This is a genomic window from Moraxella sp. DOX410 (genome assembly GCF_032248735.1).
Lineage (GTDB): Bacteria > Pseudomonadota > Gammaproteobacteria > Pseudomonadales > Moraxellaceae > Faucicola > Faucicola tetraodonis.
The window spans coordinates 689848-711691 of sequence record NZ_CP135138.1 but is presented as its reverse complement, the minus strand read 5'-3'; the positions used below and the strand labels follow the sequence as shown (position 1 = coordinate 711691).

At 45.5% G+C, this 21844-nt stretch carries 18 protein-coding genes, 2 tRNA genes and 1 rRNA gene; 7 read left to right on the top strand and 14 right to left on the bottom strand.

Annotated features, from left to right (window positions below; translation table 11 throughout):
• Positions 1-37: 37 nt before the first annotated feature.
• The 3 genes from RNZ41_RS03270 to RNZ41_RS03260 all read right to left on the bottom strand — a co-directional run bounded on the left by RNZ41_RS03270 (position 38) and on the right by RNZ41_RS03260 (position 1943).
• Positions 38-113, bottom strand: a tRNA-Ala gene (locus RNZ41_RS03270).
• An 85-nt stretch (positions 114-198) separates the two neighbouring features.
• Positions 199-275, bottom strand: a tRNA-Ile gene (locus tag RNZ41_RS03265).
• Positions 276-411: 136 nt separating this feature from the next.
• Positions 412-1943 (bottom strand): 16S ribosomal RNA (locus tag RNZ41_RS03260).
• A gap of 586 nt (positions 1944-2529) precedes the next feature.
• On the opposite strand from RNZ41_RS03260, the gene ccoG reads away from it, so the two are divergent.
• Positions 2530-3954, top strand: coding sequence for a cytochrome c oxidase accessory protein CcoG (gene ccoG, locus RNZ41_RS03255; protein ID WP_050325858.1), 1425 nt, complete (start codon positions 2530-2532; stop codon positions 3952-3954).
• Positions 3955-4080: 126 nt separating this feature from the next.
• Positions 4081-4647 carry a FixH family protein gene (locus RNZ41_RS03250; protein WP_040403153.1) on the top strand — a complete coding sequence of 189 codons (567 nt, stop codon included), beginning with the start codon at positions 4081-4083 and terminating at the stop codon, positions 4645-4647.
• A 167-nt stretch (positions 4648-4814) separates the two neighbouring features.
• Here RNZ41_RS03250 and RNZ41_RS03245 read toward each other — a convergent pair whose 3' ends face one another.
• Entirely contained in the window at positions 4815-5738 is a 924-nt protein-coding gene (locus RNZ41_RS03245; RefSeq protein ID WP_060994608.1) for a PHP domain-containing protein, read from the bottom strand.
• Positions 5739-5929: 191 nt separating this feature from the next.
• Here RNZ41_RS03245 and RNZ41_RS03240 point away from each other — a divergent pair, with 191 nt between their 5' ends.
• From RNZ41_RS03240 to RNZ41_RS03225, 4 genes are all read left to right on the top strand, one after another.
• On the top strand, positions 5930-6493 hold the full coding sequence (locus tag RNZ41_RS03240) for an inner membrane-spanning protein YciB (protein ID WP_065253667.1): 564 nt from the start codon (positions 5930-5932) through the stop codon (positions 6491-6493).
• A gap of 12 nt (positions 6494-6505) precedes the next feature.
• A complete protein-coding gene (locus RNZ41_RS03235) occupies positions 6506-6808 on the top strand; it encodes a YciI family protein (protein ID WP_036596952.1) in 303 nt (100 codons plus the stop codon).
• Positions 6809-6873: 65 nt separating this feature from the next.
• Entirely contained in the window at positions 6874-7302 is a 429-nt protein-coding gene (locus RNZ41_RS03230; RefSeq protein ID WP_095356807.1) for an SH3 domain-containing protein, read from the top strand.
• A gap of 44 nt (positions 7303-7346) precedes the next feature.
• Positions 7347-8627 (top strand): TIGR03862 family flavoprotein, encoded by a 1281-nt coding sequence (locus RNZ41_RS03225; RefSeq protein ID WP_314027575.1) that lies wholly within the window; start codon positions 7347-7349, stop codon positions 8625-8627.
• A gap of 24 nt (positions 8628-8651) precedes the next feature.
• On the opposite strand, the gene RNZ41_RS03220 is transcribed toward RNZ41_RS03225, so the two are convergent.
• Positions 8652-10001: an APC family permease gene (locus tag RNZ41_RS03220; RefSeq protein WP_314027574.1), complete on the bottom strand. Its 1350-nt coding sequence runs from the start codon at positions 9999-10001 to the stop codon at positions 8652-8654.
• Positions 10002-10147: 146 nt separating this feature from the next.
• Here RNZ41_RS03220 and mnmC1 point away from each other — a divergent pair, with 146 nt between their 5' ends.
• Positions 10148-12247: an FAD-dependent 5-carboxymethylaminomethyl-2-thiouridine(34) oxidoreductase MnmC1 gene (gene mnmC1 / locus RNZ41_RS03215; protein ID WP_314027573.1), complete on the top strand. Its 2100-nt coding sequence runs from the start codon at positions 10148-10150 to the stop codon at positions 12245-12247.
• A 1-nt stretch (position 12248) separates the two neighbouring features.
• On the opposite strand, the gene RNZ41_RS03210 is transcribed toward mnmC1, so the two are convergent.
• The 9 genes from RNZ41_RS03210 to pseB all read right to left on the bottom strand — a co-directional run bounded on the left by RNZ41_RS03210 (position 12249) and on the right by pseB (position 21819).
• Entirely contained in the window at positions 12249-13058 is an 810-nt protein-coding gene (locus RNZ41_RS03210; RefSeq protein ID WP_099808328.1) for a glycosyltransferase family 2 protein, read from the bottom strand.
• Complete coding sequence (locus RNZ41_RS03205; RefSeq protein ID WP_099808329.1) at positions 13055-13879, bottom strand: beta-1,6-N-acetylglucosaminyltransferase; 825 nt, start codon at positions 13877-13879, stop codon at positions 13055-13057. The genes RNZ41_RS03210 and RNZ41_RS03205 overlap by 4 nt, the downstream gene beginning before the upstream one ends.
• Before the next feature lie 4 nt (positions 13880-13883).
• Positions 13884-14873 carry a glycosyltransferase family 52 gene (locus tag RNZ41_RS03200; protein ID WP_099808330.1) on the bottom strand — a complete coding sequence of 330 codons (990 nt, stop codon included), beginning with the start codon at positions 14871-14873 and terminating at the stop codon, positions 13884-13886.
• Positions 14870-16126, bottom strand: a complete 1257-nt coding sequence (locus RNZ41_RS03195; protein ID WP_099808331.1) for an oligosaccharide flippase family protein — start codon at positions 16124-16126, stop codon at positions 14870-14872. Before RNZ41_RS03195 ends, RNZ41_RS03200 begins: the two co-directional genes overlap by 4 nt.
• Complete coding sequence (pseI, locus tag RNZ41_RS03190) at positions 16126-17178, bottom strand: pseudaminic acid synthase (RefSeq protein ID WP_099808332.1); 1053 nt, start codon at positions 17176-17178, stop codon at positions 16126-16128. Before pseI ends, RNZ41_RS03195 begins: the two co-directional genes overlap by 1 nt.
• 10 nt (positions 17179-17188) lie before the next feature.
• Complete coding sequence (gene pseG / locus RNZ41_RS03185) at positions 17189-18871, bottom strand: UDP-2,4-diacetamido-2,4,6-trideoxy-beta-L-altropyranose hydrolase (protein WP_099808333.1); 1683 nt, start codon at positions 18869-18871, stop codon at positions 17189-17191.
• A complete protein-coding gene (gene pseF, locus RNZ41_RS03180; protein ID WP_227522739.1) occupies positions 18868-19542 on the bottom strand; it encodes a pseudaminic acid cytidylyltransferase in 675 nt (224 codons plus the stop codon). Before pseF ends, pseG begins: the two co-directional genes overlap by 4 nt.
• Positions 19542-20735, bottom strand: coding sequence for a UDP-4-amino-4,6-dideoxy-N-acetyl-beta-L-altrosamine transaminase (gene pseC / locus RNZ41_RS03175; protein WP_314027572.1), 1194 nt, complete (start codon positions 20733-20735; stop codon positions 19542-19544). Before pseC ends, pseF begins: the two co-directional genes overlap by 1 nt.
• Before the next feature lie 85 nt (positions 20736-20820).
• On the bottom strand, positions 20821-21819 hold the full coding sequence (pseB, locus tag RNZ41_RS03170) for a UDP-N-acetylglucosamine 4,6-dehydratase (inverting) (RefSeq protein ID WP_099808335.1): 999 nt from the start codon (positions 21817-21819) through the stop codon (positions 20821-20823).
• Positions 21820-21844 lie beyond the last annotated feature (25 nt).

Below are 21844 nucleotides of genomic sequence, written 5' to 3'. Positions count from 1 at the left end.
AAATTACTCTGTCTGCTTTATAACATTAAGCTAATTATGGTGGAGCCAAGGAGAGTCGAACTCCTGACCTCCTGCGTGCAAGGCAGGCGCTCTACCAACTGAGCTATGGCCCCTGAGCAAGGATCAGCAAAGCATCGCTTTGCCCGAGCGCAAGAGAATTTACGAAGTAAATTCTAAAGCATTTAACCTCTGGTTAAATGGTGGGTCTAATAAGACTTGAACTTATGACCCCTGCCTTATCAAGGCAGTGCTCTAACCAACTGAGCTATAGACCCTGAACGAGGATTAGCAAAGCATCGCTTTGCCCGAGTGCAAGAGAATTTACGAAGTAAATTCTGAAGCCGTAACCCTCGAATTAGCTTATTTATACACAAGAACAACTTGCTGTGAATTCTCACTTAGTGCTTTAGTTAAGGAGGTGATCCAGCCGCAGGTTCCCCTACGGCTACCTTGTTACGACTTCACCCCAGTCATCGACCACACCGTGGTAAGCGCCCTCTTACGTTAGGCTACCTACTTCTGGTGCAATAGACTCCCATGGTGTGACGGGCGGTGTGTACAAGGCCCGGGAACGTATTCACCGCAGCATTCTGATCTGCGATTACTAGCGATTCCGACTTCATGGAGTCGAGTTGCAGACTCCAATCCGGACTACGATAGGCTTTTTGAGATTAGCATCACATCGCTGTGTAGCAACCCTCTGTACCTACCATTGTAGCACGTGTGTAGCCCTGGTCGTAAGGGCCATGATGACTTGACGTCGTCCCCGCCTTCCTCCAGTTTGTCACTGGCAGTATCCTTAAAGTTCCCGGCTTAACCCGCTGGCAAATAAGGAAAAGGGTTGCGCTCGTTGCGGGACTTAACCCAACATCTCACGACACGAGCTGACGACAGCCATGCAGCACCTGTATGTGAATTCCCGAAGGCACTCCCGCATCTCTGCAGGATTCTCACTATGTCAAGACCAGGTAAGGTTCTTCGCGTTGCATCGAATTAAACCACATGCTCCACCGCTTGTGCGGGCCCCCGTCAATTCATTTGAGTTTTAACCTTGCGGCCGTACTCCCCAGGCGGTCTACTTATCGCGTTAACTGCGCCACTAAAGTCTCAAGGACCCCAACGGCTAGTAGACATCGTTTACGGCGTGGACTACCAGGGTATCTAATCCTGTTTGCTACCCACGCTTTCGAATCTCAGTGTCAATATTATGCCAGGAAGCTGCCTTCGCCATCGGTATTCCTCCAGATCTCTACGCATTTCACCGCTACACCTGGAATTCTACTTCCCTCTCACATATTCTAGCACCACCAGTATCACATGCAGTTCCCAGGTTAAGCCCGGGGATTTCACATGTGACTTAATGAGCCACCTACACTCGCTTTACGCCCAGTAATTCCGATTAACGCTCGCACCCTCTGTATTACCGCGGCTGCTGGCACAGAGTTAGCCGGTGCTTATTCTGCAGGTAACGTCTAATCTAATGGGTATTAACCATTAGCCTCTCCTCCCTGCTTAAAGTGCTTTACAACCAAAAGGCCTTCTTCACACACGCGGCATGGCTGGATCAGGGTTGCCCCCATTGTCCAATATTCCCCACTGCTGCCTCCCGTAGGAGTCCGGACCGTGTCTCAGTTCCGGTGTGACTGATCATCCTCTCAGACCAGTTACAGATCGTCGCCTTGGTGGGCCTTTACCCCACCAACTAGCTAATCTGATTTAGGCTCATCTAATAGCAAGAGCTTGCGCCCCCTTTCACCCGTAGGTCGTATGCGGTATTAATTCGAGTTTCCCCGAGCTATCCCCCACTACTAGGCAGATTCCTAAATGTTACTCACCCGTCCGCCACTAATCATATCTAGCAAGCTAGATAATCATCGTTCGACTTGCATGTGTTAAGCCTGCCGCCAGCGTTCAATCTGAGCCATGATCAAACTCTTCAGTTTAATCTTTCTATCTATTGTCATCGCTATGCGATGTCAATAGATTTAATTTGTTGACTCAATTATTTATACTGTCTTTGCTCAAATAAACTTACGAGTATCTTCACTCTGACAATACAATTAATTAAAGTCTTAATTTTATCGCCCTAAGTGAAAATCCACACAAGTTGTTCTTGTGTTCGTTGTTATTTAGTTCACAACATCATCGGCTGATGTCGTTAAGAAGGTCGCTATTTTAACAGCTTATTTTGTGTTGTCAATAACTTTTTTCTTTAATTTTTTATGACCGCTCAACTTATATCTATATTAATTTAAGTTGTTGTTTTTACTACAGTTTGTGGCTGTAGTCGCTGCCAGTGAGTGCGTATTATACGCTTTTCTTTTTACCTGTCAATACCAATGGGAAAAGTTTTTTCATTTATTTTGCAGTTGTTGATAACTCCCTTTATTTTGTGGGTATTTACTGCCATTTGATATATAATTGAATATATTGTTTAAGCAATTTTTTGTTAGGCGATGTTCGGTGGTTTTGCGGTTGTCGTCTTTCATTTTTTTTATGTTCATGTCAGAAAATATGTGAGGGCAAACAATGTCTGTACAACCTCCTTCCCCTGCTGGTAATGATTTTAGACTCCCTGTCCACCAAGTAGATGCCACTAAAAAACGCGTACACCCCCGTTTTGTGACGGGTTTTTATCAAAACATCCGCGTTGTCAGTATGTATTTTTTATTGTTGTTGTTTTTGGTGTTGCCATGGATTCGCTATGGCGGACACCAAGCAATATGGTTCGATTTCTCGGGTTCTAAGATTGTGCTATTTGGGCTAACTTTTTTACCCCAAGACGTTTTTATTTTTGCGTTTTTCTTTATGGTTGCTGCCTTTTTATTGTTTATGGTGACCGTTTATGCCGGTCGTGTGTGGTGTGGCTATGCGTGTCCACAGACGATTTGGACGCATATGTATCAGTATACTGAGAAGCTTATCATCGGCGATCGTAATAAGCAGTTTAAGTTAGATAAAGCGCCTTGGAATGGCGAAAAAATCATGAAACGCGGCTTGGTGTATCTGATTTGGTTTATCATGGCGTTAGTGACTGCATTGACGTTTAGTAGTTATGCCGTTGGGACTGATTATCTTTATCATAGTTGGCAATGGTTTGGCGTTATTCCTGTGCCAGATTGGACGCCGCTAACTTGGGTTTCGGTACTTATTTTTACCTTTGCGACATTTGCCAATGCAGGCTATATGCGTGAGCACTTTTGTACCCATATTTGTCCCTATGGCCGCTTCCAAAGTGTGATGTTCGATAAAGATACGTTAATTGTAACCTATGACTATAAACGTGGTGAGCCACGTGGCGCGCGTAAAAGAGGCGGTGAAGATGAGAATTTAGGTGACTGTATCAACTGTCTGATGTGTGTGCAAGTGTGTCCGACGGGTATCGATATTCGTGATGGTTTGCAAGTTGAATGTATTCAGTGCGCGGCCTGTGTCGATGCGTGTAATGACATCATGGATAAAGTCAATAAACCACGCGGTTTGATTCGGTATAGTACCGAACGCCAATTGGTAGAGAATGAGCCAAGTAAAATTTTGCGTCCCCGGTTTTTTGCTTATTTGGCGGTGATTACGTTGTTGATTGGTACGGGGGTTTATTTTTTAACCAGCCGTGTACCGCTGCAGATTGATATTCGCCGTGACCGTAATCAGTTGTCGTCAATCAATGCGCAAGGTTTGGTAGAAAATAACTACATTATCAAAATCACCAATAAAACTCAGCAAGACCATGATTATGCGGTGACATTGACACCACAACCTGGCTTAAAACTTGATAGCCGCTTTAAAACCATTCCATTAGAAGCAGGCGAAAGTTATGACTTCCCTGTCAGTGTACTGGGCGATCCAAAAGTGATTACCCAAAGCAATATCCCCATCCAAATGCAAGTGGTGAGCGTGGATGATGGCGGTAAATACAAAGCGGTAAAAGATAACGTGTTTACTACCGATAAATAAGTTTGATTACCTAAAAAAGCCGATTTTGATGATCGGCTTTTTTTGTGCCAAATTATTGGCGCACGTTATTGGGGCATGGGTTTTTCTGCTATACTAGCTTTTTGATTGTTATCTGCTGAGTGGTCTATGGCAACACCAACAAATTCTCCTGCTTCATCAACTTCTAATCAGTCGATATCCAAACTTTGGTATAAAAATTATATGGTTTGGATTTTTGTTATTGGTTTGCCGCTATTTGTGGTAGTCGCCTGTATCTGGTTCGTGTTTTACTCGGTGAGAATCCAAGACTCCACCGTGCGTGATGACTGGTACATGGATGGTAAGACCTTATATGCGGATGTGTCCAAAGACAAACTGGCGCATGATTTGGGGCTAACCGGTCAAATGCTGATTAGTCATCAGGCAGTCAATTTTAAACTTGAGGCGCCCGCTAGTGACAAGTTTAAAGCACCTGAGCAATTGGCAGTGGAGATTTCCCATGCCACCCAAAAGCAAAAAGACCGTGACATTATTGTCAAACGGTTAAGTGATGGCAGTTATGCGGGCAATGTGCAGCTAGATCCGTCTAAAGGCAAATACTATATTGTGGTGCATGACCCAGCCAATAGCTGGCGGCTGCGTGCGATTGAGGAATTGCCGATGGCGAAGTCGATTGCCTTTAAGCCACTAACTGCGTTTGATAAAAAATCTTAGTTTCAGTCAACTAATTAGAGGTACTGGGTTACAGGTACTAGGTTACAGCTACTTGGCTTCCTTGTACCTTTCATAAATATCCTCATCAGTAAAATGCTAAAAAATCTTGCTGGATATTTAGAAGCCCCTGCTTGTTAGTTAAAAAAATGGTAACTGAGGGTAAATTTTTAACAACTCTCCCAAATCCCCACTTGCCCTTCGTGCAATTTTGGCACACCGCCAAGCACGCGCCACGGCATGGTGCTGCCATGAAAATCACTACCGATAGACACCTTTAACTCATGCTCTTTAATCACTCTATCGACCATATGGCGGGTTGAAGTCGGTTCATTACTGGCGGGCAATTCCACTGCATCGCCACCGCTACTGGCAAAATCTGCAATCAGTTTACGCACTTTGTTGGCGGTTAAATTATAACGGGTCGCATGAGCCAAAGACGCTTTGCCACCACACTCATGAATCAAATTGATGCAATCTTTTAGCGATAAGCCATCGAGTGCCACGTAGCAAGGTTTATGGTCAGCCAAATAGCCGGTAAAGGCTTTTTGCACATCACTCACCAAGCCTTGATCCGCCATCACTTTGGCGATGTGAGTACGACCGACCGCTTGCGGATTACCTTTGGCTTGCACTAACACCGCCTGCCAAATCTCATCCATCGGGCGTTTAAAGGTACTTGCCACACGCTCGCACATCGCATAGCCGCGCGTTTCTCGATTGGCTTGGATGGCAGCGAGTTTGTCATGCATTGTTTCGATATTACTAAAACCGTACCCCAGCACATGAATCACTTTTTCATTTTGGGCAGGTTTTTTGGAGTAGCCGCCCATGACACGATGACGACAGCTGATTTCAACACCGTGAATCAGCGTCATACCAAGACTTTCAGCGGTTTGGCGCGCCTCAAGAATACCAAGTACCGTATCATGGTCGCTTAAGGATAATACTTTCACCCCTTTTTCATGCGCTTTTTGCACCACTTCGCTTGGGCTAAAAGTGCCATCTGAGCGGGTACTGTGACAATGCATATCAATCGGAAGTTGGGTATAAATAGGACTGCTAGACAAAATATCGAGATTTAAAGAATTCACAAATACGCCTTAATTACAAAAGCTGGTTGCCAACAATAGGACAAAAAGAGGTTAAGACAAAGAGGGGTTAACTCTGCGCTAGCTCGCTCACAAGTGCACGTGGTGGATGAAGCAAGGAAAATCGCAAAGTTACTTTTCGATTTTAGCATATCCGTGTAAACTAGCGGCTAAGATTTTTGTTAGAGATGACTATGAGCGGTTTATTGGATTTGCTACCTTTACTGGCATTTTTTTACTTTTCCAAACAGCAAGGGGTATTGGCAGGTGCGGCGGCGTTATTGATTACGACACTGGTGGTATATGTTGTGCATTTTGCCCGGCAAAAAGGCAAGCTCAATAAACAGCAGTGGGTGACGCTGATTTTAACCGTGGGATTTTGTGGGTTAAGCTTAATTTTCCATGACGAAGCGTTTTTAAAATGGAAATCAACCGTCATCAATAGCGTATTTGCAGTTGCCCTCATTATCAGTGTCGCGATAGGTAAACCGCTATTAGAACTGGCAATGAAAAATGTGTTTCGATTGACCCAATCGGGCTGGAATAAACTCACCCTCGCTTGGGCAGGGTATTTCTTACTGATGGCAGGTTTGCAATATTATTTTGCGTTTTTTACCAACAACGATACCTGGATTAATTTTAAAAGCTGGGGATGGATACCGGTGATGTTGGTGTTTTTAATCGGGCAATTTATGTTCTTAAAAAACCATCTAAATCCAGATATACAGCAACAAACCAATGATAAAGGAAAAAACTAAAGGAGAATATGGATGGCACTTTATATTATTATCGGTCATGACGTCCCTGATAGCCTTGAGCTACGCAAACAGTTTCGCCCGGCTCATCTTGAGCGTCTTACGCAGTTAGATGAACAGCACCGTCTAATCATCGCAGGCCCTACGCCCATTGCGCATGGAGAGCCTGAAATGAGTGGCAGTGTATTGGTCGTGGATTTTGACAGCGATGAAGCCGTGCAAGCTTGGGCAAGTGAAGAGCCTTACTTATTAAATGGTGTGTATAGTCATGTGGATATCAAACCTTTTATCCAAGTTTTTCCTAAATCAGTGAGTTAATGTTGGGTTTAACAGTTGTTTGCAGTACATAATTGGCAAAGTCTGGGTGGTGATAGGTGGTAAGCATGAAAAAATTGGTGGGCAGGTTGGCAAACGGCGCAGTGTTATTGACGGTATTACAGGTAACGAGCCTGACCCATGCAGCACCGCAAGTTATCGTCACTGACCCAAAAACAGGACAACCACTCGCCAAACAGCCAGAGATTGCCTCGAGCGTTGCCAGTAGCACCTCACCGATGCAAAACCCCAAACAACCTACCCTTGCCCAGCTCAACCAGCCCACTGACAGCCAGTTGTCCAACGCCAACCAACAACTCTTGGCAAAAAATGCTGAATTACAAAACCAAGTCGATAGTTTAAATACGCAGGTCAAAGTGCTTGTCAATGAGCGCAGTGGACAGATTTTTATCTACGGTGCGGTCACTGCACTGCTCAGTGGGATACTTGGTATCGCACTGGGCTGGCTGGTCGCAGGGCGTAAAGGTCGTTGGTAGTCGACTTTACAAGCCTACTATTATAAGCCTAACATTGACTTGCCATGATGCCAAATAACCAAGCCGACCTCCCAAAAAAGCCCACCGTCGCCATCATTGGTGCAGGTCCTGCTGGCCTGATGGCGGCAGATTATCTGCGCCAGTTTGATGTCACAATCCAAGTATTTGAACAAAAACCATCCCCTGCCCGCAAACTGTTGATGGCCGGTAAATCTGGACTCAATATCTCGCACGCTGAGCCCGTTGATACCTTTGTCACACGTTATCAGCCCGACGATTGGCTAACACCGCATATTCAAGATTTTAATGCTACACATATCCGTGATTTTATGACCCGCTTAGGGATTGAATCTTTTGTTGGCTCGACAGGTCGCATCTTTCCTACCATGATGAAAGCCTCGCCACTGCTGCGGGCGTGGTTGCAAGCGCTGCAGCAGGACGGCATAACGTTTTTTTATCGGCATAGCTGTGACGACATTGACGGCAAGCAAGCAACTTTTTCGGTAGCGCATGAAAGCGGTAATCTGACTGTTAGCCAAAGCTTTGATGCGATTGTGTTGGCAACGGGCGCGATGTCATGGTCGCGGCTCGGCAGTGATGGCAAGTGGCAGGCATGGCTCAGCGACACAGAATTGACGCCGTTTTATGCCAGCAATGTCGGTATCTGTCGCCCACTGTCGCAGCCTTGGTCAGCGCATTTGCACCGCGATTTTGGCAAAGCATTAAAACGCGTGAAAGCCCAGGTGACATTGCCCGATGGCAAAATTGAGCAGGGTTTTGGCGACATTATTCTCACCCAGTATGGCATGGAAAGCGGGCTGATATACCGGCTCAATCGCGCCATGCGTGAGCAATTAAATCATACGGGCAAAGTATCACTACAACTTGATTTGCTACCTGATATGTCTGACGAAAAATTATTGAGTAGTTTAAAAACCCCCAAAAAACAATCGCTAGCTAACCTTTGGCGAAAGGCAGGACTTGATCCGGTCAAAATCGCCTTACTCAGAGAAATCGTCGCAAAAACGCACTGGCATGATGCCGATAAAATGACAAAGGCAATCAAACAGTTAACGGTAGAATTCGATAACTTTCGACCGATTGAAGAGGCGATTAGCTGTGGCGGCGGGGTAAAACGCACAGCATTAACCGAGGATTTTGCGCTAAAATCCAATCCTTATGTATTTTGCTGTGGCGAGATGCTTGATTGGGATGCGCCAACGGGTGGCTATCTGCTAACGGCTTGTTTTGCCACGGGTCGAGCCGCCGGACAAGGCGTGGCGCAGTTTTTAGCGTTATCCAAAAAATTGATGCAATGCACTTGATATAAAGCACTTGGCGTAATGTATTTATCGACTGTGTAGATAGCGACTGTAAAAGTAGGCAAGCAGGAGGACAAGCGCACAAATCGGTAAGCAGACAGGCAAAAACAGCGGATTTTGCATCCCTCCGAACACTACCATCAGCGAGCCCAATGCCGCCAAAATCGGCGATATCACACCCAATAACATACTTTTGATATGACCTTGTTGCCATAATCGAAACACCGCAAAGTAAAATACTAAATACAGCAAGTAACTCACCACAATCGCGATTTCTGAAATATCCATATCGCCAAGCAGCTGACTTTTCATTACCGCATAATGCACAGCTGCCCAAAACATAGATAAGACAAAACCTAGCAGCGCTGAACCAACCGATAGCTGATAATTGGGCGAGACCTGACGCAATTGCGCGCTAAACGGAATCAATGATTTGAGCGCTAAAGAATGGGGCAGACGAATCAGCCCTAATACCAAGCCATTCACCGTACCCATCACCGAAATCACCACAAATACCAAAAAGGCCTTGGCAGCGGTTTCGCCAAATAATTGGGTTGCCACCACATAGACGCTTTCATCACCCAATGCCATCACTTGCTCGGCGCCTAGATACGAGGTGAGTCCAACAAAGTACAGCAAATAGCCCAATAAAATCAACATAGGCGCGACGACTAAGGCAATGGGTAAATTACGTTTGGCATGTTTGATTTCCCCTGAAATACTGGTAGAGACCACCCAGCCATCAAACGAAAACGCAATCGGACCGATGGCGCCGAGCCATGCCAAAGACTGGGTCGCTTGACGCGCAGATTCACTTGGATGAGTTAACGCAGCCACAGGGTCACCATATACAAACGCCATCACCCCTAGCACAAATAACGGAATTAATTTAACGACAGTGGCAAAGACTTGGAAACGCCCTGCAAACACCGCTGCCATCACATTAAACAGATAACAAATGACAAACCACGTAAGCCCGATGCCCATTTGTAATTCAAGCGATGCCTCTTTTACCCCAAATAACAGGGCGGTGTAAATACCTACCACCCACGTCACCACCACGCCAAGCGTCGGGTAATACAAAAACAATTGAAACCAGCCAATCATGGTAGAAAAATGTGGACTGACAAATTCATCGGCATAGCCAATCAAGCCGCCATGCGCATCGGTACGTTTTGCCAGCTCAGCAATCGATAACGAACCAAACATAATCGCCACCGCCGCCAATACAAAAACCCCCACGCCCAATGCCACATTGCCATTGGTATATTTTAAAACATTGTCTGCCTTAAAAAATATCCCTGAGCCAATCACAATCCCCACAATCATTGCCAATGCGGTGATTAAGTTATAACGCCCGTTAGTTGATTGATTCATGTTGTTACCACACCCAAAAAAAGCTGCACGCCATGTTGCAACGATAAAAAATCAGTTATGCTATACCCCCTAATCGCTGTTTTCAAGCCTTGTATTAGTAATATTTTACTTAGCACTAACTTTTAGTTATTTATTATGGGTCACTGATGTCACAATCTAGCCAACCTCCTGTCACAAGCTCAAGCAAAAGCAGCGCCCCAACACCAACCATTCAAACCGCCAAACTGCACTGGCAGCTAGACGATAACGGCGTGACTGTCCCCCTCTCTAGCGAATTTGGCGATGTTTATTTTTCTAAAATGGACGGCTTGGCAGAATCTCGCTATGTTTTTATTGATGGCAACAACTTAACCACTCGCCTCGCTAATTTGCGGAACTTTGAACGATTTGTCATCGGTGAAATTGGTTTTGGCACAGGGCTTAATATCTTGGCTATTTGGCAACTGTGGCAACAAATCAGACCTGACAATCACAGCCATTTACATATCATTACCACCGAAAAATTTCCCCTACGCAAAACTGACCTTGAACAAGCGCTGAGCGTGTGGACAGAGCTTGCTGGGTTATCACAACAGCTCATTGACAACTATCCACCGCCACTGGCTGGCTGCCATCGTTTGAACTGGTTTGATGAACGATTGACAATTGATTTATGGCTTGGCGATGCGACAAACTGTTTGTCGCAAGTGACTGGGCAAGGCAAAGTCGATGCGTGGCTGCTTGATGGGTTTGCGCCGAGCTGTAACCAAGAGCTTTGGTCAGAAAGTTTATTTGCTCAAATTGCAAGATTATCCAAACCTTACACGACTTTGGCGACATTTAGTGTGGCAAGCGCAGTCAAACAGGGGCTAAAACATCACGGTTTTACCCTAGCCAAACGTAAAGGCTTTGGCAAAAAGCGAGAAATGCTCACCGCAAGCTTTCAACCTAAGTTAACATCCGCCAGTTTTTGCGAGGTTTATTTTCGCTATAACAAAAAAATTAAACCATTCTTTGTCACCCTACCCTTTACTGACACGTTTGAATGCCGACGTCGTCAGCGTCGAAAAGCCAATAACGTTAAAGGCTTTGAACTACCCAATTTTTCTGCTATTACAAAACCGCTGTCTGTGGCGGTGATTGGCGCCGGGGTGGCGGGGTTAAGCAGTGCGTATGCCTTAGCCGCCCGTGGACACAAGGTCACCATTTTTGATAAAGATGAGCCGTTGGCAGGCGCATCGGGCAACATCCGCGGTTTTCTTGCGCCAAAACTTACCAGCCTAAAACGCCTTGAAACCAATCTACATGCGATTGGCTACTTGGCAAGCTGTCGATTTTATCCTTATTTGACCGCACAAACCGGTATTAACATCCTACAAACCACCGGCTGTTTGGATTTACTCTCACACAATCGCTTACAACTTGATGAAGTCAAAGATTTTCCCATTGAATTTGCCCGTTTATTGACCGCTGAACAAGCCAAAGCAAAGGTCGGTTATGAGGTTGGGCAAGCAATATTTTTGCCCAATGCGGGATTAATCACTACCGCAAACTTTGCCCAAGCTGTTTTATGCCACCCTAATATTAGCTTTCAAACCGAGGAGTTAACCTATTTTCAGCAAGCCTATTTTCAGCAAGATTGCGACCAAGTGCTATTAACATTCACTGAGCGTCAGCAGTTTTTTGACCATGTGATTTTGTGCATGGCTTTAGACACCTGCGATTTTTTACCCACCATCAAACGCTTTAATCACAGCCGTGGGCAAGTGACGTGGTTTGCTGTCGGTGAGCATGATAAAGCACAGTTGCCAAAACTGCCGCTGAAGTATGGCAGTTATTACGCCAGTTTTAACGAAAACAGTAAATGCCATGTCATGCTTGGGGCAAGTTTTGTTAGGGATACCTTGGATACCACGCCAGCCATCACTGACCATACGATGAATGTGGCAGATTTGGCGGATGCGGTGCCCGATTTGGTCAATAACACCGATATATTTACCGTCGAAAAAAACCTACCCCATTGGCAGGGTCGCGCTAGTATCCGCAGCCAAACCGTGGATTATCTACCCCTAGTTGGGCAGGTGTGGCAAGCGGGTTATGAAAGCAACAGCCGAGTCTGGAGCTTTTCGGCATTGGGGTCAAAAGGCTATGCTTATGCGCCGATTTGTAGTGAGTTGCTGGCGGGACTGATGTGTGGGGAAGTTTTGCCATTGCCTGAAAAGATGGTAAAAAACTTAAGTCCCAATCGCAAGGTCATTCGGCGCTAAGTTATTTTCTTAAAAGTTTTTGATAAACCAAACTACGTAAACTATTTGGCAATAATCGCACCGGTAAGCGAATGGCGAGGTTTTTAAGCAATTGCGCAATAGGCAAAAACCCTTGTTGATAAAAGCTTTGCTGAATAGCCCACTCGTATCGGGCATACGCCAAGCCCCCGCGCCGTTCATACATCGCATCCCCTGCCCGTGCATACACCAACACCTCTGGCAAATTGGCAAACTGATAGCCAGCGACCAACAACCGCACCCACAAATCATAATCTTCAAACAGCGGCGCATGCCGATAGCCACCGACCGCTTGCACCGCTGATTTTTTGAAGGCAACCGTCATGTGGTTGATGGGATTGCGCGACTTGGCGGAGACAAAAATCGCCTCGTGTGAGGTTGGTACCGTTCGAGATTTTTTCCCCTGTGACAGCTGCTTTTCAAATTCAATGATTTGCCCGCCCAACACGTCAATTTCGGGATGACTTTGGATAAAGTTGATTTGCTGCTCAAAGCGGTTAGCCACACAGATATCATCCGTATCCATGCGCATGACCCAGTCATGTTGACAAGCGTTTAGACCTGTATTCAAGGCTTGTCCAAGTCCGACGTTGTTTGTTAAAGGGATAATCGTTAACGGTAGTTGCGGCTTAAACTCTTGTACCACTTTTTGCAATGCCAAATTGATTGGACCATCAAAAACCAACACAATCTCATCGGCTTGGCGTGTTTGATTGACCAGGCTGGCTAGACATTCGGCTAGAAATTCGGGGTTTTCTTTGTCGTATAGGGACATCAGTACAGAAAATTTCATGTTAACTCACCCAGCCAAGTCAATGCCACATCCTTTTTTACTTTACGGGCAAACCAATAACCATCAAATTTCGCCCGCTCCAGCTTTAATAAATCCAAATAAATCGGACTATTGCCATTATTTACATTTTTGTCAAAAATAATTTGTCGGCGGTTATCATTGCTTAAGCGAATTTGATTGGTTAATTTTTCAGTAATTAGGGTTTGAAAAAAATGCTCATCGGGCACCAGTTTGTGACGGAAAAAATCACTGTATTCATCGATAAAAGGCACAATTTTCTCCCAGTCTTCACGCGTCACTGAAAACCATTGTGAGCCAAAATAAATGGGTGAGTGATAAGTTTTTATTTTTGCCACGCCTTGTTGCAGTTTGGTGATGATTTTGCCCGTCAATTGCCGTTGCCAATTGCTGTCGGCATGGGGACTGTCCATAATAAAGCGATAGGCATAACGTGGTGCCATCTCGCAGGTCATCATCGCCTGAAAATCAAACCGCTGTTGCCACTGTTTTTCTATCACTTCAAATGGTTGTAACACCACATCTTCACCGCTTACCAGGTGAAAATAAGCATTGTCCTTATTGGTAAACGCCGTTTCAAACAATTTTAATGTCGCTTCAATTTGGCTAAACCCGCCCCAACGTACCGTTATTCTATCTTTGAGCAAAAATACATTGGCTAGCTGTGCAGTCTCAGCGTCAGGAAAATAATCGGATTTCGCATCCATATGCACATAAAAATTGACATTGGGCTGAATTTTCGCCAGCTTAATAAAATAACTCATATCTTGATGGGCTTGGATAAGTAAAGCGTGTTTTTTCATATGATTACCCTTTGAACGCATTTAGATTATCTGCGTCATCTAGATTGACGAGGGTAAAACCACGACTGCCAAGAAACTGATATGCATCAGGGAATTTATCCCACAGCGCTTGGGTATACACCATAAACACTTGGGTGCGGGGAAATTCTTTGAGCGAGAACACGGCAGTGCTGATAAAGGTATAAATTTCAAAGCGTTGCTGAGGGTTTTGTTGCAATGCCTCGCTTAGATAATCTTCAATGATTTTCTCGCTATCAATCACCGGCAAAAGATGGCTAAAATCCAAGTTTTCTCGCGGGTGTGGACAAAATGCGTCAAGGTGAAATACCTTGACCATTGTTTCTACAATATCAGCATAAGCTTTGTCACCGATAAAATTGTCGAGGGCTTGCCCCAATAACAGCCGTTTTACCGGCAAGTTTTCATCTGGCTGATGGTCTACTTTATCAAACAAATAAACAGGTTCGGTAGTATCAATGATATTTTTTTCCTGGGGAAAAATGGTGAAATGTTTTTTGGATATAGCCAAAATACTAGGGATACTGGGATAAGTAATGCCCACGGCGTGTTTAAACAGTTGTAGTGGCAAGGATTTTGGTAACGGTTGAAAATAGCTAGAATTGGGGAAAATATTGGCAGTGCCATCATCAAAGGTATACAGCTGTTGGAATTTTACTTTAGAAACAACGTATTGCAAAAACAACACGTCAATACTGGCAAGATAGACGTTTTTGATAGGTTTTTGCCAAATATCAAGCGTGTTAAGTGTGGTTTTGATGCGGTTTAGGGTGGCAAAACGCTCGCCCCAGGTTTTATTGTTCAGTTCGATAAAGGCGGATTTTTGGCAAATTTTTTGTAATTGGGCAAAATAACGACGGTGTTTAGGACTGTCGCCATACGGCAAATAAAGCCCAATAAAGGGGGTACTGTGTTGCTTAATAATTTGCTTGGCAATCAACACTTGCAAGGGGGTGATACAAATAATGAGATTCATGGCGTTTTTTTGACCTTTTCCACCTGCAGCGTATAATAATATAACAGCGGCAAAATCACCACGCCACTAATAATAGTCGCATACGGCACCACCGCCAGTGATACGCCACTTAACACCCACAAGGCAAGCAAATACACCACCGTTGAGATGACGGAACACAGTGAGATTTGGGCACTTTTGGCATGATAAAACAAAAAATTCACCAACAATAAATACGGAATTATCAGCGAAAACGCCAGTACAAACATCACCACATAATACTGGCTTTGGGCAAAATCTGTCCCCAATAGCCACGCCATCAATGACGATGGCATCGCCCAAGCCATGGCAGTCAACATAACAGGCACCATCAAACTCAGCCAAAACAATCGATGCAATTGCACCACTGTCATGCGCTGCGATTTTAGCCGTTCATATAAGTGAGGCACCAGCGCAGAATTGACCGCCATAATCACAATGGTCAAGCTACTAGCGACTTGCACTCCTGCCGAGTATACGCCTAGCTCATGACTGCTAAACCGCTGGTGAATCAACACTCGGTCAAGTTGCCCTTTGATGGTATAGCTTAACCCATGTAACAGCAGCGGCAAGCCTAGGGTTAAAATATAGCCCAGTCCCAGTTTGAGCCGTTTTGGGGTAAAGCGAAAGTTGATAGCAAATTGGTATTTTGCCCACGCCAACGCTGCCACAAAAGTAAACCCATGCGCCAAGATAATCGCAATCAGACGCTGGGCAACTTTATCGGTGGTATCGCCAGCAAAAAACTGAAAAATCAGCACCGTCCATAGTAAATTGCCCAAGGCTAAGCCCAATTGGATGGTCAGATAGCTAAACGGGCGCTTTTGGCATTGCCGCAGTGCCAGTTGGTTTTGAATCAAGGTTTGTAAAAAGGCAGTAAAAAAGCAGTAAAAAAGCAATTCGCTATGTAACAGCCAGCTAATCGCTGTGCCAATTAGCAGCACGCCCGCGCTATATAGCCCGCCTGCCAATAAAATATTGCCCAGCCCATGCCTGCCATACACATAAAAATAACGGGTCAAAGCACCATTTTGCGACAGACTCATGGCGATTACAATAAATGCCGTGAGCGATAAATAATAAGACAAATCACCAAAGCCCGTCGTTCCCAATACATGTGTCAAATAGGGCAATAGCAAAAACGGCACGGCTTTGGCGGTCATCTCGCCCACCACATAAATCAGGCTGTCTTTGAGCAAAGCAGAGTGTGTTAAACGTTTGATTTTATTTAACATTACCTTTCAAGGACATCCCACGAGGTGGCGGTATTGGCGTGGATATCCGTTAGCACTTTTTTGCCCATCAATTCATCATAAAACTTCGGGGCAAGCCCAAAGCCAGGGCGAACGCTACGGATACAGCTTTCATCAATCACATCCCCTGCCGTCATGTCTTTGACAAAATACAGTGAACGGCGAAATTGCACATTGCCGATTTCGCTTGATTTTCGCCCATAATCGACTTGTCCGAGCGACTGCCAAGCAATTTTACTGTCACGGCAGAGCGCGGTGAGTTCGTCTTTTTCCAGTGAAAAGCTGTCATCCGCCCCGCCGCCATTTCGGTCTAGAGTGACGTGTTTTTCAATAATACATGCCCCCAATGCCACGCTTGTCACAGCGGTGGTGTTGTCAAGCGTATGGTCGGATAAGCCAATCGGCACGCCAAAACAGCGCTGCATATCGACAATGGTACGCAGGTTATAGTCCTGTGCGGGAGCTGGGTAACCACTCACGCAGTGCAATAACGCAAGCTGTTTGCAGCCGCCATCACGAGCCGCCGCAACCGCCTCGGCAATTTCGGTTTGGTCCGCCATCCCTGTGGAGATAATCATTGGCTTGCCGGTACTTGCTACATATTTGATAAGCGGTAAATCAATGGCTTCAAACGAGGCGATTTTGTACGCTGGGGCGTTCAAATCCTCAAGCAAATCCACCGCAGTAAAGTCAAACGGTGAGCTAAACATGGTGATACCGACTTTGTGAGCGTGATCAAACAATGGTTTATGCCATTCCCACGGCGTGTAAGCTTCTTGGTACAAGTCATATAAGGTACGCCCGTCCCACAGTCCCCCATGAATTTGGAAGTCAGCGGCGCTGCTGTTGAGGGTGATGGTATCTGCGGTGTAGGTTTGCATTTTGACCGCATCAGCCCCGCACGCCTTTGCCATGTCAATGATACGGTAAGCGTTATTGATGTCGCCGTTGTGGTTGGCGGACATTTCAGCAATGATGTACGGCGCATGGTCAACACCGATTGGGCGATGGTTAATGCTAAAATTTTGATTCATAAAAACACCCCTAAAATAAAAAATCTTGCGATTTTAATTCAAACTCAACCACATCATACACTTTTTCACCCACACCAAAATGCTGTTGTAACACGCCTGTTTCGCTAAATCCCAATTTACGATGCAACGCCAGTGACGCGGTATTATATGCCAGCACTTGCGCGGTGATTTTACCAATGTCGGTGGTGTTGAAAATCCGTGCAATCGCCAAAACCGCCAACGCAAAGCCAAGCCCCTGCCCTTTTGCGCTATTAGGGGATAAATAAAACCCCCAACTGGCGGTTTTTTCATTCTGCCTTGATGAATTAGGATTTGATGAATTAGGGTTTGGCGTATGGGTGTTTGCCAACTGCAGCGTTTGGTATTTATCTACCGTCACTTGGGTAACATTGACTAGCCCCATTGGCTCACCAGCGACTTCAAAAATCAGCAAATGCACATTGGCATGGTCAAGCTGTTTGCCATACCACTTTTCATGATCAGCAAGGGCAATTTCATCTTGCCCAAACATCCACCGGCGTACGTCAACGTGATTACGCCATTGCCAAATCATCTGGCTATCGGCTTGGGTCGCTTGTCGCACTTGACAATGTTGAAATTTTTGCGCAAATTCAATCCAGTGCGCAACCCGTTTTGCCCCTTGCCCATCGACCAACTTGGCAGATTGGCGGCTGAATTTTTTATAATTGTCGGCCAGTTCGCTCAACAAGCGGGGCAGTTGCTCATCCAATGTCGCCCTGTCAGTTACTACTTTGACCAGGTTTTTATCTGCCAACGCTTTGGCAATCACCTGCTGGTTATCGGCAAGCACGATCAGCACCATCGGCAAGCCCAAACAGCAGCGCTCCCAGGTGGTGCTGCCTGCAGCCCCAATCGCAAGGTCAGCATTTGCCATCAATTGCGCCATATTAGTCACATTGACAAGTACCGCACACGCAAAACTTGTGTGTTTGGCAAACCTTTGTACACTTTCGATATGCGGTGCGGTTTTGCCCATGACGACAGTCACGTTAAATGATTGCGTAGACTGGTGGATAAAGGTATTGAGACTTTGCAAAATCTTGAGTGTGATATTATCATTATCGACACCGCCAAGATTGACCAATATATTGTTGGGCGGCTGTACGCTTTTACGTCTATTTAGGCTCATCGTTCGCCAGCTGGCAAACTCATCACGTAATAGTGTATAACGTGTACCTAGTAGTCGCTGGCAATCACTTGGCACAAGCGGTTGATAATCTCCGTTTTTTCGCCCAAAATTTTGGTCGAGCAAAATCTCACAGTCTTGCGTTCTGTCGGCTAAATCGTCAATGGCTAAAATTTTAAGGTTTGGCAAAAGTCGTTTAGCTTGTTGCTCCCATTTTTCGCCAATCGCATAATGGTCGATAATCAGCCAATCTGGCTTTAACGCTTGCAAGATGGGTTTACACTCAGCAAAATCATCGCTTTCACTGGCGCCTAGCCACTCGCTATGGGCATGCTGTTTGATAAAATCTGCAATCCCACTTTTGGCTAACAGATGCACAGCAAAACCTTTTTGCCCAATCAAATCCGCCAAATGCCCGTCATGCTGACGACAAATAAACGAGATATCATGCCCTTGCTGTTTTAACCGGTCAGCGAGCGTGAGACAACGCATGATATGACCGCTACCCATCGTTAAACTTGCATCTGCTCGGGCCACGATCTTCATGCTCGCTCCAGTTGTGCTTGGTACAGGCGTTCAGCAAATCGCCAATCGTTATCATCATCAATATCGACCACACTGTATTTTGGCAACACATAGCCTAGGGCATGATTATGGATTTTATCCTCATAGAGCCATGCTTCACGACTGCCCCAATAAAACTGACCTGCGTCAAAATAAGCCTGCGGCAAATCTTGGGTTCTGGTGAGCTCATGTTGGCTAAACATGCTCGACACTTCACCAGTATCGCTTAACTTAAGTGAGCGTAACACATTGGATTCAAATTCTAAAACCGGAAAACAATACAAACTGTTGGATGACTGCCAGCGCTCAAAACTGTCGGTTAAATACTGCGGTTTTAATAAAGGCGTACAGGGGTATAGACAGCAGATATGGCTAGCTTTTGGCACGTGCTGCAGCACATGCCGAATCACCGCAGCGGTAGTGGCGTAATCATCGGCAAGCTCGGCAGGTCTTCGGCTGACAGTAGCACCATGGTGTCGAGCGATATCGGCAATAGCGCCATCATCAGTGGAGACGATAATCTGCTCAAACAATTGGCTGTTTTTTGCCGTTTCAATGGCACGAGCCAGCATGGGTTTGCCACAAAAATCTTTGATGTTTTTGCGCGGAATGCGTTTACTCCCCCCACGCGCAGGGATGATACAGACCTTCATTATGCTAATGCCTGAGCCAACGCTATCTTTAAGGCATCCACCACTTGCGCTTGCGAGGCTTCGCTTAAGTCATAATATAATGGCAAACTAATCGCTTGGGCATAGTAGCTTTCGGCATGGGGAAAATCGCCTTGTTTAAAGCCCAACTTGGCATAATAAGGCTGGGTATGCACTGGAATATAATGCACATTCACCCCGATATTTTGCGCCCGCAAACTGTCAAACACTTGCTTACGCGTTTTGCCACTGTCTGCTGTTAGTTGAATGGGATATAAATGAAACCCCGAATAATTAGCAGGATTGCGATAAGGCAACATAATCGGTAAGTCTTTGAGTAAGTCATCATACCGCTTGGCAAGCTGATGACGGCGAGTGACAAAGTCATCCAAATAGTTCATTTGACTCATCCCCAATGCACCTTGCAATTCGGTCATGCGATAGTTAAAGCCCAAATCAATTTGCTGATAATACCAACCACCGTCAGGCTCATGGGTCATTAGATTGGCATCACGGGTGATACCATGACTACGGAGTAACTGCATTTTTTCCGCCAACACGGGGTCATTCGTTGTTGCCAGTCCGCCTTCTGCGGTGGTAATGATTTTGACAGGGTGAAAGCTAAACACAGTAATGTCGCTAAACTCACAGTTGCCGATTGGTTGCTTGTGATATTTTCCACCAATGGCATGGGAGGCGTCCTCAATCACCTTAAAGCCATATTGCTGTGATAGCGCATGAATGGCCGCCATATCACAGGGCTCACCGGTAAAATGCACGGGAATGACTATTTTTGGCAAGCGGTTTTCAGCATCGGCAAGCTGTAACTTTTCTGCTAACGCGTTGATAGACATATTGAGCGTTAGCGGATCAATATCCACAAAATCAATGTTAGCACCACAGTACAATCCACAGTTGGCGGATGCGGTAAAGGTAATCGGCGTCGTCCACAGCCAGTCATCTTTACCCTTTTCACCTTGACCAAGCCCCAATGCCAAACAAGCAATATGTAGTGCTGAGGTCGCACTATTCACCGCCACGCCAAACTTTGCTCCCGTATAGGTAGCGACGCGTTCTTCAAATGCCGGTACTTGACTACCTTGGGTCAAAAAATCAGACTGTAGCACAGCGACCACCGCATCAATATCAGTTTGGGTGATATGCTGACAACCATAAGGGATAAATTGATTTGCCATAATATTTGCCATAATATTTGCCCAAAGGGGGGGGGGTTATTGAGTGGGTTTGTTAACAAGTGGGTTTGTGCTCAAGGGTTAGCGATTAAATTTTACCAATTTTTGCTTTGTTGGTTTCAATCCATTCTTGGAGTTGTCCAGTTGTCATCCATTCACTGTTATTATCACTGGCGTACACGAATCCTTCTGGCACTTTAACACCATCTTTGATACGCTCAGGCGTTTCATCCCAGCCATTAATCGCAGGCAAGATTTTAAAATGCTCGGGATATTCGTAGGTATGAAAAGAATCTTCAGCACTAATCATTTGCTCATGCAGTTTCTCGCCAGGACGAATACCAATGATTTTTTGCTCAGCAGCGGCAGAAACGGCAGTTGCCACATCTGGCATAGTCATGGAGGGAATTTTTTTGACATAAATTTCGCCGCCCACCATGTCTTCAAATGCATGCCAAACCAGTTCCACACCTTGCTCAAGCGAAATCATAAAACGGGTCATACGCGGGTCTGTGATGGTCAGTACGCCACTGTCTTTAATTGATAGAAAATACGGAATCACCGAGCCACGACTCCCCATGACATTACCATAACGTACCACCGAAAAGCGTGTGCCATGCTCACCTGAATAGGCGTTGCCTGCGACAAACAGTTTGTCCGATGCCAATTTGGTCGCGCCATACAGATTCACTGGACTGGACGCTTTGTCAGTCGATAAGGCAACGACTTTTTTCACCCCTTTATCGATACAGGCGTCAATTAAATTCATTGCCCCGTTGATATTGGTTTTGACACATTCAAACGGATTATATTCGGCGGTTGGCACGATTTTGGTTGCTGCCGCATGCACCACATAATCCACCCCATCAAGCGCGCGATATAGACGGTCTTTATCACGCACATCACCGATAAAAAAACGTACCCGCGGGTCGCCTTGGTACAGTTTTGCCATTTCCCACTGTTTCATCTCGTCACGCGACAGGATAATCAATTTTTTGGGATTGTATTTTTCAAGCGTCATCGGCACAAAGGTATGCCCAAATGAGCCTGTCCCGCCGGTCACTAGAATGGTTGAATTGGTTAACATAGTGCACTACCTATTATGGCTAAAG

Excerpts from the sequence above, each read along its gene's own strand:
- ccoG (WP_050325858.1), top strand. The coding sequence starts at position 2,530 with ATGTCTGTACAACCTCCTTCCCCTGCTGGTAATGATTTTAGACTCCCT.
- RNZ41_RS03250 (WP_040403153.1), top strand. The coding sequence starts at position 4,081 with ATGGCAACACCAACAAATTCTCCTGCTTCATCAACTTCTAATCAGTCG.
- RNZ41_RS03240 (WP_065253667.1), top strand. The coding sequence starts at position 5,930 with ATGAGCGGTTTATTGGATTTGCTACCTTTACTGGCATTTTTTTACTTT.
- RNZ41_RS03235 (WP_036596952.1), top strand. The coding sequence starts at position 6,506 with ATGGCACTTTATATTATTATCGGTCATGACGTCCCTGATAGCCTTGAG.
- RNZ41_RS03230 (WP_095356807.1), top strand. The coding sequence starts at position 6,874 with ATGAAAAAATTGGTGGGCAGGTTGGCAAACGGCGCAGTGTTATTGACG.
- RNZ41_RS03225 (WP_314027575.1), top strand. The coding sequence starts at position 7,347 with ATGATGCCAAATAACCAAGCCGACCTCCCAAAAAAGCCCACCGTCGCC.
- RNZ41_RS03220 (WP_314027574.1), bottom strand. The coding sequence starts at position 10,001 with ATGAATCAATCAACTAACGGGCGTTATAACTTAATCACCGCATTGGCA.
- mnmC1 (WP_314027573.1), top strand. The coding sequence starts at position 10,148 with ATGTCACAATCTAGCCAACCTCCTGTCACAAGCTCAAGCAAAAGCAGC.
- RNZ41_RS03210 (WP_099808328.1), bottom strand. The coding sequence starts at position 13,058 with ATGAAATTTTCTGTACTGATGTCCCTATACGACAAAGAAAACCCCGAA.
- RNZ41_RS03205 (WP_099808329.1), bottom strand. The coding sequence starts at position 13,879 with ATGAAAAAACACGCTTTACTTATCCAAGCCCATCAAGATATGAGTTAT.
- RNZ41_RS03200 (WP_099808330.1), bottom strand. The coding sequence starts at position 14,873 with ATGAATCTCATTATTTGTATCACCCCCTTGCAAGTGTTGATTGCCAAG.
- RNZ41_RS03195 (WP_099808331.1), bottom strand. The coding sequence starts at position 16,126 with ATGTTAAATAAAATCAAACGTTTAACACACTCTGCTTTGCTCAAAGAC.
- pseI (WP_099808332.1), bottom strand. The coding sequence starts at position 17,178 with ATGAATCAAAATTTTAGCATTAACCATCGCCCAATCGGTGTTGACCAT.
- pseG (WP_099808333.1), bottom strand. The coding sequence starts at position 18,871 with ATGAAGATCGTGGCCCGAGCAGATGCAAGTTTAACGATGGGTAGCGGT.
- pseF (WP_227522739.1), bottom strand. The coding sequence starts at position 19,542 with ATGAAGGTCTGTATCATCCCTGCGCGTGGGGGGAGTAAACGCATTCCG.
- pseC (WP_314027572.1), bottom strand. The coding sequence starts at position 20,735 with ATGGCAAATCAATTTATCCCTTATGGTTGTCAGCATATCACCCAAACT.
- pseB (WP_099808335.1), bottom strand. The coding sequence starts at position 21,819 with ATGTTAACCAATTCAACCATTCTAGTGACCGGCGGGACAGGCTCATTT.